11 protein-coding genes are annotated in these 11,886 nt (G+C 69.2%); 5 read left to right on the top strand and 6 right to left on the bottom strand.

The genetic code is table 11. From position 1 onward, the window contains the following. Positions 1 to 30: 30 nt before the first annotated feature. A complete protein-coding gene (locus tag AC1DER_RS09785) occupies positions 31 to 927 on the top strand; it encodes an AraC family transcriptional regulator (protein ID WP_477247409.1) in 897 nt (298 codons plus the stop codon). Between the two features lie 49 nt (positions 928 to 976). On the opposite strand, the gene mnmG is transcribed toward AC1DER_RS09785, so the two are convergent. Further along, the gene (gene mnmG, locus AC1DER_RS09780) at positions 977 to 2,866 is read right to left on the bottom strand and encodes a tRNA uridine-5-carboxymethylaminomethyl(34) synthesis enzyme MnmG (protein WP_477247411.1); all 1,890 of its coding nucleotides are present in this window, start codon (positions 2,864 to 2,866) and stop codon (positions 977 to 979) included. Between the two features lie 680 nt (positions 2,867 to 3,546). Continuing rightward, positions 3,547 to 4,089 carry a hypothetical protein gene (locus AC1DER_RS09775; protein ID WP_477247413.1) on the bottom strand — a complete coding sequence of 181 codons (543 nt, stop codon included), beginning with the start codon at positions 4,087 to 4,089 and terminating at the stop codon, positions 3,547 to 3,549. Between the two features lie 208 nt (positions 4,090 to 4,297). Here AC1DER_RS09775 and AC1DER_RS09770 point away from each other — a divergent pair, with 208 nt between their 5' ends. The 4 genes from AC1DER_RS09770 to AC1DER_RS09755 all read left to right on the top strand — a co-directional run bounded on the left by AC1DER_RS09770 (position 4,298) and on the right by AC1DER_RS09755 (position 8,513). Further along, entirely contained in the window at positions 4,298 to 5,227 is a 930-nt protein-coding gene (locus AC1DER_RS09770; protein WP_477247415.1) for a DMT family transporter, read from the top strand. 9 nt (positions 5,228 to 5,236) lie between these two features. Continuing rightward, on the top strand, positions 5,237 to 6,235 hold the full coding sequence (locus tag AC1DER_RS09765) for a threonine ammonia-lyase (protein WP_477247417.1): 999 nt from the start codon (positions 5,237 to 5,239) through the stop codon (positions 6,233 to 6,235). 193 nt (positions 6,236 to 6,428) lie between these two features. Next, positions 6,429 to 6,857 (top strand): ketosteroid isomerase-related protein, encoded by a 429-nt coding sequence (locus AC1DER_RS09760; RefSeq protein WP_441815850.1) that lies wholly within the window; start codon positions 6,429 to 6,431, stop codon positions 6,855 to 6,857. Positions 6,858 to 6,998: 141 nt separating this feature from the next. After that, complete coding sequence (locus AC1DER_RS09755; protein ID WP_477357914.1) at positions 6,999 to 8,513, top strand: ArnT family glycosyltransferase; 1,515 nt, start codon at positions 6,999 to 7,001, stop codon at positions 8,511 to 8,513. On the opposite strand, the gene AC1DER_RS09750 is transcribed toward AC1DER_RS09755, so the two are convergent. From AC1DER_RS09750 to bioH, 4 genes are read right to left on the bottom strand one after another with little or no spacing between them, the layout of a single operon-like run. Continuing rightward, positions 8,483 to 9,100, bottom strand: coding sequence for a hypothetical protein (locus tag AC1DER_RS09750; protein ID WP_477247421.1), 618 nt, complete (start codon positions 9,098 to 9,100; stop codon positions 8,483 to 8,485). The two genes, AC1DER_RS09755 and AC1DER_RS09750, sit on opposite strands and share 31 nt — an antisense overlap. Positions 9,101 to 9,158: 58 nt before the next feature. Next, on the bottom strand, positions 9,159 to 10,151 hold the full coding sequence (locus tag AC1DER_RS09745; RefSeq protein WP_477247423.1) for a multidrug resistance efflux transporter family protein: 993 nt from the start codon (positions 10,149 to 10,151) through the stop codon (positions 9,159 to 9,161). Further along, on the bottom strand, positions 10,148 to 11,062 hold the full coding sequence (gene bioC / locus AC1DER_RS09740) for a malonyl-ACP O-methyltransferase BioC (protein WP_441815577.1): 915 nt from the start codon (positions 11,060 to 11,062) through the stop codon (positions 10,148 to 10,150). Before bioC ends, AC1DER_RS09745 begins: the two co-directional genes overlap by 4 nt. Next, entirely contained in the window at positions 11,059 to 11,838 is a 780-nt protein-coding gene (gene bioH / locus AC1DER_RS09735; protein ID WP_477247427.1) for a pimeloyl-ACP methyl ester esterase BioH, read from the bottom strand. The genes bioC and bioH overlap by 4 nt, the downstream gene beginning before the upstream one ends. Positions 11,839 to 11,886 lie beyond the last annotated feature (48 nt).

The following is an 11,886-nucleotide window of genomic DNA, read 5'->3' as shown; positions in this document are numbered from 1 at the left end:
CAGCCAACAGTCAGTTCCGGACAGATTGGAATGCGGAAACGGCAAGCCGCCAGCATCATGCGCGTCGCCTACCTGCCTGCGGGCGGTTACCGGCTGGACGTGGAGGTGTTCTCTGTGGCCGACCTGCGCGGTCGAGTCGACGATGCCCATTTCCGTGCCACCCAGCGCATCGATTTCCACATGCTGGTCTGCGTGACCGACGGCGGGTTCGACTTCACCGTCGATTTCTCGCCGGTGCCGTGCAGGCCGGGATCGTTGCTCGCGCTGCGGCCGGGCCAGGCGCTGCACTTCAACATGCAGGCCGGATGGAATGGCTGGGTGGTGATCTTCCGGCCCGAGTTCCTGGCGCCGCTGCAGAGCACGGTTCGGATCGACGAACTCAGGGCCCACACCAGCCTGCAGGCGCTGCCGGCGCACACGCCGCTCGATGGCGGCGAGATGTACGCGGTGCAGAACACGATCATGCAGATGCACAGCGACTCGCTCTCGGGCTGGCCCAGCGAAACACTGCACCCGCTGCTTCGCCATCAGCTGTATTCACTGCTGTTGCGGCTGCACCTGAGTCACGGCCGGCAGGCATCGCAGACGGGGGCATCGACGGTGAGCCTGCAGCGGTTCCGCCGCTTCCAGCAGGTGCTGGAGGGCAACTTCGCCAGTCAGCACCAGGTGAGCGCGTACGCCAAGGCGCTGGGGTGCTCGGAGCGGAGCCTGACGCGGACCACGCTGGAAGTGGCGGGCGTGCAGGCCAAGGCCTTCATCGCCGCGCGCATCAACCTGGAGGCCAAGCGCCTGCTCGCACAGACCGGACTGCCGGTCGCCACCATCGCCGAGCAGCTCGGCTTCGGCGAGGCGGCCAACTTCATCAAGTTCTTCAAGCGCGATGCCGGTTGTTCGCCGGGCGAGTTCCGGCGCCAGCATTCGGCCTGACTGCGCGCCTACTGACTGCGCACCTACTGACTGCCGGGCGACGACGCGATCAGGCCACGCGGGCGCGGCGGGCGCGGGTCAGGTGCACCAGCAACAACGAGATCGCCGCCGGCGTCATGCCCGGGATGCGCTGCGCCTGGCCGATGGTCTGCGGACGCACGCGCTCGAGCTTGCCCTGCACTTCCGCCGACAGGCCGCGCACGGCGGCGTAGTCGAAGTCGTGCGGGATCGCCGTGGTCTCGTGGCGCTGCTGGCGGGCGATCTCCTCGCGCTGGCGGTCGAGGTAGCCGGCGTACTTCACGCCGATCTCTACCTGCTCGGCCACTTCGGCGTCGTCCACCGCAGGGCCGAGCGACGGCACCTGCATCAACTTCGCGTAATCGAGTTCAGGACGCTTGAGCAGATCCAGCGCGCTGGTTTCGCGGCTGATCTCGATGCCCAGCGCGCTCATCGCCTCGCGGCCAAGCGCGTTGCCCGGCGCGGCCCAGACCGCGCCCAGGCGCGTGTTCTCGCGGGCCACGGCTTCGCGCTTGGCGTCGAAGCGGGCGAAGCGGGCGTCGTCGACCAGGCCGAGTTCGCGTCCAACCGGGGTCAGGCGCGCGTCGGCGTTGTCCTCGCGCAGCTGCAGGCGGTATTCGGCGCGCGAGGTGAACATGCGGTAGGGCTCGCTGGTGCCGTGGGTGATCAGGTCGTCGACGAGCACGCCCAGATAGGCCTCGTCGCGACGCGGCGACCAGCCCTCATGGCCTTTCACGAAACGCGCGGCGTTGACGCCGGCGAGCAGGCCCTGCGCGGCAGCCTCCTCGTAGCCGGTGGTGCCGTTGATCTGGCCGGCGAAGAACAGGCCCGCCATGGCCTTGGTCTCGAGCGTCGACTTGAGCCCGCGAGGATCGAAGAAGTCGTACTCGATCGCGTAACCCGGGCGGGTGATGTGGGCGTTCTCGAAACCGCGGATCGACCGCACCAGCGCCAGCTGCACGTCGAACGGCAGCGAGGTCGAGATGCCATTGGGGTAGATCTCGGCGACGTCCAGGCCCTCGGGCTCGACGAAGATCTGGTGGCTGGGCTTCTCGGCGAAGCGCACCACCTTGTCCTCGATCGAGGGGCAGTAGCGCGGGCCGATGCCTTCGATCTGGCCGGTGTAGAGCGGTGAACGGTCGAGCGCGCCGCGGATGATCTCGTGGGTCTGCTCGCTGGTATGGGTGATCCAGCACGAGACCTGGCGCGGCTGGTCGGCATGGCTGCCCATGAAGGACATGACCGGGCGCGGGTCGTCGCCGGGCTGCTCTTCCATCACCGAGTAGTCGAGGCTGCGGCCGTCGATGCGCGGCGGCGTACCGGTCTTGAGGCGGTCGACCACGAACGGCCCTTCGCGCAGGCGCGCGGCCAGGGCGACGGCGGGCGGGTCGCCGGCACGGCCGGCGGCATAGGTGGTCTGGCCGACGTGGACCTTGCCGGCGAGGAAGGTGCCGGCGGTGAGGATGACCGCAGGCGCTTCGAAACGCAGCCCGGTCTGGGTGACCGCACCGGCGACGCGGCCGCCGGCGAAGACGATGTCGTCGACCGCGGCCTGGAACAGGGTCAGGTTGGGCTGGCTCTCGACCGCGCGCCGGATGAAGGCGCGATAGAGCGAGCGGTCGGCCTGGCAACGGGTGGCGCGTACGGCCGGGCCCTTGGAGGCATTGAGCCGGCGCCACTGGATGCCGGCCGCGTCGGCAGCGCGCGCCATGATGCCGCCCAGTGCGTCGATTTCCTTGACCAGGTGGCCTTTGCCGATGCCGCCGATGGCCGGGTTGCAGCTCATCGCGCCCACCGTCTCCACCGAGTGCGTCAGCAGCAGCGTGCGGGCGCCGGCGCGGGCCGACGCGAGCGCGGCCTCGGTGCCGGCATGGCCGCCGCCGATCACGATCACGTCGTACTGGTAGAAGTTCTGGCTCATCGAATCCTGGGGGCAATGCGGGTGGGCAACTCGGGCCGCTGGTGAATTTTAGGCCACATGGCTTTGCCCTGCCGGTCAGCCTGAATCCAACGTGAAACTTGGCACGGTTCGTGCTTTGTATCTAATGCACCCAGCGGGGCAGGCGCTCATCGCCGGCCGGAATTGGAACAGGGGCTGGCCAAGCGCTCGCGGGGGAAGCCGGGGGGCCGAATGTCGGGGGACGTTCGGCCCCCTTTTTTTATTGCCGCAGGCAATAAAAACCCAAAGTTCGCTGTGCAAACCTTGGGCCCCGTGGATGCCCTTACCAATCCCTGCGGCTGCCGCCGCGCCCCCTTACCAAGGGGGCTGGGCCTCCAGTGGGGGCTCAGTGGGGCCGAGGGGCCTTTCTTTGATATCCGGACAAGACGAAGGCCCGCGTTGGCGGGCCTGGTGTCGGCTTGCGATTTGCAGGGCCGCGCGGTGCGCGCTGGGCCGGATTAGGCGCCGACGCCCGACGGGGACGGAACAGGGGGGATCCGTGGTTCCTCGCCGGGCGCCGACATAGAAGCGGAGCCGCTTTGCGATTTACGTCCAAAAGCGACGCAATCGGTCAATGTCCGCAGATTGCCGTCAGTTGCGCCGTGACGCAAGCAGAAAAATGTGAATTGCCGCTAGCTTGCGCAAGCCCAAACGTGGCGTGGTCACGGTTCCTGGCGCGGTGCGTGTTCGCGACCGCGCGTCGGTGTCCTGGGCGCGTCCTGGCGCGGCATCGGGCGCGGTTCGTTGCTCGCATTGGGCGGCCGTCCGCCGGGGCGGACGCCGGGCTGGCCGCCCGGACGCGGACCGGGCTGCGTGCCCGGCTGGGGCATCTGACCACTCCACGAAGGTCGGCCCGGACGGTTCGGGTAGTTGCCGTGGCCATGTCCATGGCCGTAGTAGCCCGGGTAACCGTAGCCGTAGCCCGGATAGCGGCCACCCGGGTAGCCGTACGGGCCGTAGCCGTATCGATACGGATAGGCGTAGCGATAGGGGTAGCCGTAGCCATACGGATTGCCGTAGTAGCCACCCCAGCCACCGTAGTAGCCGCCGTAACCGCCACCGTAGCCGCCGTAGTAGCGGTACTGGACGCTGGGCTGGCCGTAGTAATAGTCGCCCGCGCCGCCATGGCCGCGATAGGCGTAGTCGGTATAGCAACCCGCCAGCAGCAGCGTGGCGAGTACTGGAAGAACGAGTTTGCGGATCATGATGCGGAACCCCCCAGGGCAGGCCGTCAGCATCAGGCCGCGGAATTGAACTCGGCCTTAATTTTTTCCGCTGCACGGCGGCGACCGCACCGGCGTTCAGCTGCGCCGCGGAACCCGGCATTCCATCCAACCGCATTGCCGTGCCCGCAGCCAGCTGCCAGCATGCCACGCTTTGTTTCGGCGAGAGCCCCATGTCTGCGAGAGCCCGATGACCCTGCACCGTGCGTCCGGCCAGTGGCGGCTGGGACTGCTGCTCACCCTTGTCACCGCACTGTGCTGGGCGACGCTGCCGGTTGCGCTGAAGCTGGTCCTGGAGGTCCTCGACCCGATCACCCTGACCTGGTTCCGGTTCCTGGTGGCGGCCGTGGTCACCGCGGCCTGGCTCGGCGCTCGCGGCAAGCTTGGCGGGTATGGCCAGCTCGGCCGCCGTGGCGGCGCGATGCTGGCGCTGGCGGCGGTGATGCTGGTCGGCAACTACGTCTTCTATCTGCTCGGCGTCCAGCACACCACGCCGGCCAACGCCCAGCTGCTGATCCAGCTGGCGCCGCTGCTGATGGCGCTGGGCGGGGTGTGGGTGTTCGGCGAGCGTTTCCGCGCAGCGCAGTGGCTCGGCCTGGGCCTGCTCGTGGCCGGCATGGGCTTGTTCTTTGCCGACCAGCTGGCCGCCAGCGCGCGGGCACCCGGCTATGTGCTGGGCTCGGCGCTGGTGGTGGTCGGCGCGATCGTCTGGGCGGTCTATGCGCTGCTGCAGAAGCAGTTGCTGATGCGCCTGGGCTCGATGCAGGTATTGCTGTTCATCTACGCCTTCGCCAGCGTGGCCCTGCTGCCGTTCGCCCATCCGGCTACCCTGCTGCGCCTGGACGCGGTGCACTGGGCAATGCTGATGTACTGCGCCTTCAACACGATTGGCGCCTATGGCGCATTCGCCGAAGCGCTGGCGCACTGGGAGGCATCGCGAGTGTCAGCGATCCTCGCCACCACGCCGCTGCTGTGCATTGCCGCCGCCGCGGCGGTGCACGCGCTGTGGCCGCAATGGCTGGCGCCGGAGCGGATCACCACGCTGGGCTGGATCGGCGCGGCCCTGGTGGTCGCCGGGTCGGCGGCGGTCAGCCTGCTCAATCGGCCGTCGTCGCGCTAGCATCTGCGCATGAACAACGCCGCCCCCGCGCAGACCGCGCAGCGCGCTTTTGTCGCGCCCGATTTCGATGCCGTGCTGGCCGCCGCCGCACGCATCGCACCGCACGCCCATGTCACCCCGGTGCTGCGCTCGCGCAGCCTGGATGCGATCGCCGGCTGTGAGCTGCATTTCAAGGCCGAACACCTGCAGCGTGCCGGCGCCTTCAAGTTTCGAGGCGCCTGCAATGCGATCTGGTCGCTGAGCGAGGCCGACGCTTCGCGCGGCGTGGTCACCCATTCCTCCGGCAACCACGGCGCGGCACTGGCATTGGCCGCAGGTACCCGTGGCATCGCCTGCCACGTGGTCGTGCCCGAGGGCGCGGTCGCGGCCAAGGTCGCGGCGATCCAGGCCTATGGCGCGGTGCTGCATCGCTGCGCGGCGAACACCGCGGCCCGCGAAGCCAAGTGCGCGCAGATCCAGGCCGAGACCGGCGCGGAGCTGGTGCACCCGTATGCCGATGCCCGCGTCATCGCCGGCCAGGGCACGGCGGCGCTGGAGTTGCTGTCGGGCGATGTTTCGTTCGATGCGCTGATCGTCCCCGTCGGCGGTGGTGGCCTGGCATCGGGCACGGCGCTCAGCGTTGCCGCCCTGTCGCCACGGACGAAGCTGTACCTGGCCGAGCCCGCCGGCGCGGCCGACACGTGGGAGTCGATGCAGCGCGGCGAGCGCATCGCCCAGTTCACCCCCGACACCATCTGCGATGGCCTGCGCACGCTCGTTGGCGAGCCCAACTTCGCCCTGCTGAAGCGGCACGGCGCCGAGGTCCTGACGGCGGACGATCGCGACACCGTCGCTGCCATGCGCCTGCTGTGGCAGCGCACCAAGCAGACCATCGAACCGTCCTCGGCCCTGGCCCTGGCCACGGTGCTGACCCGAAAGGACCTGTTCGCCGGCCTGCGCGTGGGCATCATTCTTTCCGGGGGCAACGTCGACCCGGATGCGCTGCCGGAGCTGTTCGCGCGCGGCTGACGGCGCCTGCGGCCGAGCACCCGGGGCAGGTCACGCGTGTCGGAGCCGCGTTAACACGGTCTGGCGGCCGTGCGAAGGCGCGCCCTTTCGGGCTTTGGCGGCAGGGATCACATTCGCCGGCACCCGCTGCACCGCTATCATCGCCATGCCGGCCACCCTCGACGGCGCCAGATCCCCGCAAGGACACGCGATGATGAAGATCGACGGCACGCGCAGTCACGACCGCGCCACGGAGCTGATCCTGGCGTACTACGCCGCGTTCAACCGTGCCGACTGGGACGCGATGCTGGCACTGCTGGGCGACGGCATCATCCACGATCTCAACCAGGGCCCGCGCGAGATCGGTCGCGAGGCCTTCGCTTCGTTCCTGCAGCGCATGGCGCGCAGTTATCGCGAGCAACTGCACGACATCGTCGTCATGGTCTCCCCCGACGGCGCCCGCGCCGCCGCCGAATACATTGTCCACGGCGAGTACGTGGCCAGCGATTCCGGCCTGCCGCAGGCGCGTGGACAGAAGTACGTACTGCCTGGCGGTGCATTCTTCGAGGTGCACGACGGCCGCATCCAGCGCGTCAGCAACTACTACAATCTCGAAGACTGGATCGCCCAGGTCGGAGGCTGATCCGCCCGGTTCCGCTCTCGCCTGTGTGACCGATTGCGTGTGTGACTCGCAGGCGGGAAGGCTCCAGGCGCCACGCGTTCCGACAGTCTCTTTACGTTTCCGTCACTAGAGTGTCGCAGCCAAGGCTGTCTTCGAGTCTGCATGCACAACGCTCTGCGTTCCCCGTCGCTCTGGATCGCCGCGATGTCGGTGGTGCTGGCGCTGTGTTTTCTCGGCACGCGCGGCATCTGGGATCCCGACGAGGGCCGCTACACCAACGTCGCGCTGAACATGCTGCACAGCGGCGACTGGCTCAATCCGCATCGCAACCATGAAGTCGGGCACTGGACCAAGCCGCCACTGACCTACTGGGCCATTGCCTCCAGCGTGGCCGTGTTCGGCGCCAATCCCTGGGCCGCGCGCCTGCCGGCGGCGCTGTCGTATCTGCTGTGCGTCTGGTTTGCCTGGCGCATCGCCAGAAGGCTGTCGCCTGGCAGCGAACGGGCGGCGGCGCTTGCCTATTCCTCCATGCTGTTCACGGTTGGCGCATCGCAGCTGATCACCACCGACTATGTGCTGGCCGCCTGCGAGGCGCTGGCGATGTGGGCGTTCGTCGAGGCGCGCTTCGGCACCGGGCGGCATCCGCGGCGCTGGATCGCGGTGATGTGGGTCGGCTTCGCGCTGGCCTTCATCACCAAGGGTCCGGCCGGACTGTTGCCTCTGCCGGTGGTGCTGCTGTTCGATTTCCTGATGCCCGGCCGACGCCTGCACCGGACCCTGCAGTGGTCGGGGATCGTGCTGTTCGTGGTGCTGGCGTTGCCGTGGTATCTCGCGGTTTTCCACGGCAATCCCGGACTGTTCCACTACTTCATCGGCGACGAGGTGGTGAACCGCGTGGCCACCGGCGAGTTCGGCCGCCATGGCGAGTGGTACGGCTGGCTCGAGATCTACCTGCCAACGGTCGTTCTCGGAACGCTGCCGTGGACGCCGGCACTGTGGCGCTGGGCGCGCACGATACCCACCTTCGCGCGTCGATGGCGGGGCGATGCCGGACAACGCCAGGCCGACGCGCCCTGGCTGCTGACGGCGCTGTGGCTGCTGCTGCCGCTGGTGGTGTTCTGCCTCTCGCGTTCGCGCATGCCGCTGTATCTGCTGCCGTTGTTCTTGCCGATGGCCTGCATCGTTGCCCTGCAATGGCAGCGCGAGGGTCGCGCGCTGCCACGCTGGCCGTGGCTGCTGGCCTGGGTGGCGCTGTTGCTCTCGCTCAAGCTGGCGCTGGCGTGGTGGCCGACCCACAAGGACGCGTCGGCCTGGGCCGATGCCATCCGCGAACGCGCGCCTGGCGACGTGCACGAAGTGGTGTTCGTCGAGGACATGGCCCGATATGGCCTGCACCTGCACCTGGGCACCGGCACGGAAGTCGAAAAGATCTCGTTGGAGGCGTTACCGCAGCCGCGCTTCAACCCGGCCTACGACGAACCGCTCGACGTCGAACTGGGCGAACACGAAGCCGGCGTGGTCTGGGTGTGCAAGCAGGCCGACTGGCCGGTCGTGCAGGCGCGCATCGCCTCTTATGGCTACCGGGCCAGCCTGCTGGGAACGCCCTACCAGAAACGGGTGATGTTCCAGGTGGAGCACGTTGCCGATCAGCGCCCGCCGCCGGCGACTGCCAGGTAGTCCAGTCCCTGGCTCAGCAGCAGGCGCATCACCGAGGCGCGTTCGGCCACCGGCCGCGTCTGCAGCGAGTCGAGCAGTGCGCCCACGGAGCGGCATCGTGCCGGGTGGTCGTTGCCGTTGAGCCCGGCCAGGAAGCCGTCGTTGAGGATCGCCGCGCGAACGCCCGCGGCCTTCAATGCCTGCATCGCCAGCGCTGGGTCGTAGGGTTGCGGCGGACTCTGGGCGGCGGCGACGAAGAAATCGGCGACGGCATTGGCGAAGCGCACGCGGCTGACCTGGCTCAATTGCGAGGCAATCTGGTTGTAGCCGTCGAGCGTGCGCTCGGCGCCGGGATCGAACAGCTCACACATGACCCGCGCGTCCTGCGGCGACTGCGCGCCTGCGTGGATCGCCTGGAACAGGCCGTCGATGCTGGCATCGGGTGCGCGCAGCAGCATCTGCCGGCCATCGCCGACCAGGGCGCCGGCGTCGATGCCCCATTGCTCGAGCAACCGGTCCTGGGCAAGGGCAGGCACGCTGGCGGTCGCGCTGCAGATCAACGCCAAGGCCAGCAGTGGGCGACGGATGAAGTGTGGGGTGCGCGGCATGGTGCGAATCTAACCAGAGCCGCCTGAACGACGGGCGCGCCGCCAACGGCCGTCGCGGCTACGCGCCGCGATCGCCGCGCAGTTCCTGTGTTGCACGCCGGTCGCCGGCGGCCGCGCGTGCGGCAACCAGGCTGAAGACCACGATGCCGACCACCACCAGCACCGCGCCGCCCAGCGCACGCCCCTGCGGCCACTGCTCGCCGAGCCAGAGCACGCCGATCACGGTGGCGAACAGGATCTCCGCCGCCTGCATCGCCTCGGCCGCGGCCAGTGCGGTCGGGTCGTTGCGGACCATGCCGGTGGCCTGGAAGAACAGCACGGTCGCGATCACGCCGGCGCCGAGCGCGACACCGCCGGCCAGCCAGACCTGTCCGGACGAAGGCAGGCCCGTGCCGGCCCACGCAAACGCGGCCACCACCAGCCACATCGGCTGGCTTGCCAGGGTCATGCCGAACACGCGCTGGGTGGCATTGAGTTCGACGCCGGCTTTCTCCAGGTGCAGGAGCAGCCCGCGGTTGCCGAGCGGGTAAGCGAACGCCGACACGGCAACCAGCACCAGCGCGATCCAGCCATCGCGATCGAGAGCGCCGCCACCGTGGCCGAACTGCATCAACAGCACGCCGACCACCACCAGCATTCCGGTCAGCAATGCCGGCAGCGGGATCCGCGCGCGCGCATCGCGATAGAGGAATGGCGCGCACAGCATCCCGGCGATCACGGTCAGCTGGAACGTGCCGGCCACCAGCCACGACGGGCCGCTGGACGCCGCAAAACTCAGGCACAGATAGAACAGGACGAAGCCGATACCGCTCCACAACAGCCACGGCCCCGGGTGCGCACGGATCGCGCGCCACACTGGCGCCATGCCGCCCTGCAGGCGCATGACCGGCAGCATCAGCGGCAGCGTGATCAGGTAGCGCAGGCACGCGGTCCATGCCCAGTGCCCGCCGTCCACCGCGGCGGCGCGGTTGAGCACGTAGGTGCAGGTGAAGAAGAACGCCGAGGCCAGGGCGATGGCGACCGCCGCCAGCGCCAGTCGGCGCCCGCTCACGTGCGTTTCCGGATCGGGATCCGGCTCACCGGCACCTGCACTTCGTCGACGCCGCCGACGCGGATCGGCGTGCCCGGCTGCGGACCCCAGGCGTGGGCGTAGATGACTTCCCAGGTCGCCGGCAGGCGGCCGTCGCGACGCCAGGGCTCGTAAGCCTGTGCGGCGCGGGCGAACCGGGCGCGGCCGGTCAGGCTGCGGCGGCGATCGAGGTTGGCATTGGTGGCACCGAGCGTGCGCAGCTCGCGCATCAGCTCGCCCAGGTCGGCGTGGCCGAGCACGAACTCGTCGCGATCGAGCACCGGGTTCTTGAAACCGGCGGCGATCAGGGCGTCGCCGAACTGGGCGATCGTGGCGAATGCGCTGACGTGCTGGACGTTGTCGGCTTCGGCAAAGGCGCCGCGCAGTTCATGCAGCGTGCCGGGACCGAAGGTAGACACGAGCATCAGACCGTCGGGCTTGAGCACGCGGCGGAACCCGGCGAACACCGACGGCAGGTCCTCGACCCACTGCAGGCACAGGTTGGAGAACAGCACGTCGACGCTGCCATCGCGCAGCGGCAGCGCGCGCGCGTCGGCGCAGACCGCGTGCGGACGCGCGCCGCCGAGGAATCGCGGCCGCCAGCCACCGGCGTTGTGGGCAGTCTCGCGCAGCATGGGCTGGGCGAGGTCGAGCGCGACCACCTGGGCCTTCGGCCAGCGCTTCTGCATCGCGATGCTGGCATGGCCGGGGCCGCACCCGACGTCGAGCACGACCTGCGGCGGCGCGCGGTCGAGCGCGGGATCGTCGAGGTAGTCCAGCTGTTCCATCAGGCGCGAGGCGACTTCGCGCTGCAACGCGGCGGCATTGTCGTAGCCGTGCGCGGCGCGCGAGAAGGCGCGGCGGACCTGGCGGTGGTCGAACAGGTCGGTCATGCCGGCACCTGCGCGGCCTCGTCGGCCATGAACGCGTCGATTTCCTTCGCCACCTGATCCGTCGCACCGAGGAATGGCGCGTGCCCCGCGTGCGCGATCACCACGCTGCGCGCGTTCGGCGCCAATGCGGCCGCGGCCGGCATCGCACCGGCCGGCACGAGGCGATCGCGACGCCCGGAAATCCACAGGCTCGGCACCTGCAACTGCGGCAGCTCCGCGCGCAGATCCAGACCGTCGAGTAGCGCCAACCCCTCCTGCAGCGCGCGCTCGGCCGGCTCGCCGCGCTCGAACGCCTGCACCTTGAGGCTGCGCAGCTCTTCCTGCGCATGCGGCGAGCCGAGCGCCTCCAGCGCTAGGAAGCCCTCGAGCGTGCCGCGGAAATCGCGACTGAGCGCATCGCCGAAATCGCGGAACAACTGCGGCGTGACGCCATGCGGCCAGCCGTTGTCGGCGACGAACCGCGGCGACGACGCGATCATGATCAGTCCGCGCACGCGTTGCGGGAAATCGAGCGCGGCGCGCGATGCGAACTGCCCGCCCAGCGACCAGCCCAGCCAGACCGCACCGGGCACGCGTTCGACCAGCTGCGCCGACAGCGCCTGCGGTTGCAGCGGGGTAGTGTCGTCGCGCGAGTTGCCGTGCCCGGGCAGGTCGACCAGGTGCAGCGTGTAGCGCTCGGCCAGGCGGTCGGCCAACGGTGCGAACAGACCGCCGTGCATGGCCCAGCCGTGAATCATTGCCAGCGCGGGACCTTGCCCGCGCGTCTCGATGTACATGTTGTGTTGCCTTGGAACCAGGTGCCTTGCGGCGTGGGGGTGGCATCC

The sequence above is a fragment of the Lysobacter sp. 05T417 genome, assembly GCF_056396405.1.
Note: the sequence above shows the minus strand (reverse complement) of the source record. Positions and strands in the feature narration are given on the sequence as shown.

What these genes read in the sequence shown, in the direction of transcription:
- bioH (WP_477247427.1), bottom strand. Translation starts at nt 11,838, where the DNA reads ATGTACATCGAGACGCGCGGGCAAGGTCCCGCGCTGGCAATGATTCAC.
- AC1DER_RS09755 (WP_477357914.1), top strand. Translation starts at nt 6,999, where the DNA reads ATGCACAACGCTCTGCGTTCCCCGTCGCTCTGGATCGCCGCGATGTCG.
- AC1DER_RS09750 (WP_477247421.1), bottom strand. Translation starts at nt 9,100, where the DNA reads ATGCCGCGCACCCCACACTTCATCCGTCGCCCACTGCTGGCCTTGGCG.
- AC1DER_RS09775 (WP_477247413.1), bottom strand. Translation starts at nt 4,089, where the DNA reads ATGATCCGCAAACTCGTTCTTCCAGTACTCGCCACGCTGCTGCTGGCG.
- AC1DER_RS09760 (WP_441815850.1), top strand. Translation starts at nt 6,429, where the DNA reads ATGAAGATCGACGGCACGCGCAGTCACGACCGCGCCACGGAGCTGATC.
- AC1DER_RS09765 (WP_477247417.1), top strand. Translation starts at nt 5,237, where the DNA reads ATGAACAACGCCGCCCCCGCGCAGACCGCGCAGCGCGCTTTTGTCGCG.
- AC1DER_RS09785 (WP_477247409.1), top strand. Translation starts at nt 31, where the DNA reads ATGCGGAAACGGCAAGCCGCCAGCATCATGCGCGTCGCCTACCTGCCT.
- mnmG (WP_477247411.1), bottom strand. Translation starts at nt 2,866, where the DNA reads ATGAGCCAGAACTTCTACCAGTACGACGTGATCGTGATCGGCGGCGGC.
- bioC (WP_441815577.1), bottom strand. Translation starts at nt 11,062, where the DNA reads ATGACCGACCTGTTCGACCACCGCCAGGTCCGCCGCGCCTTCTCGCGC.
- AC1DER_RS09770 (WP_477247415.1), top strand. Translation starts at nt 4,298, where the DNA reads ATGACCCTGCACCGTGCGTCCGGCCAGTGGCGGCTGGGACTGCTGCTC.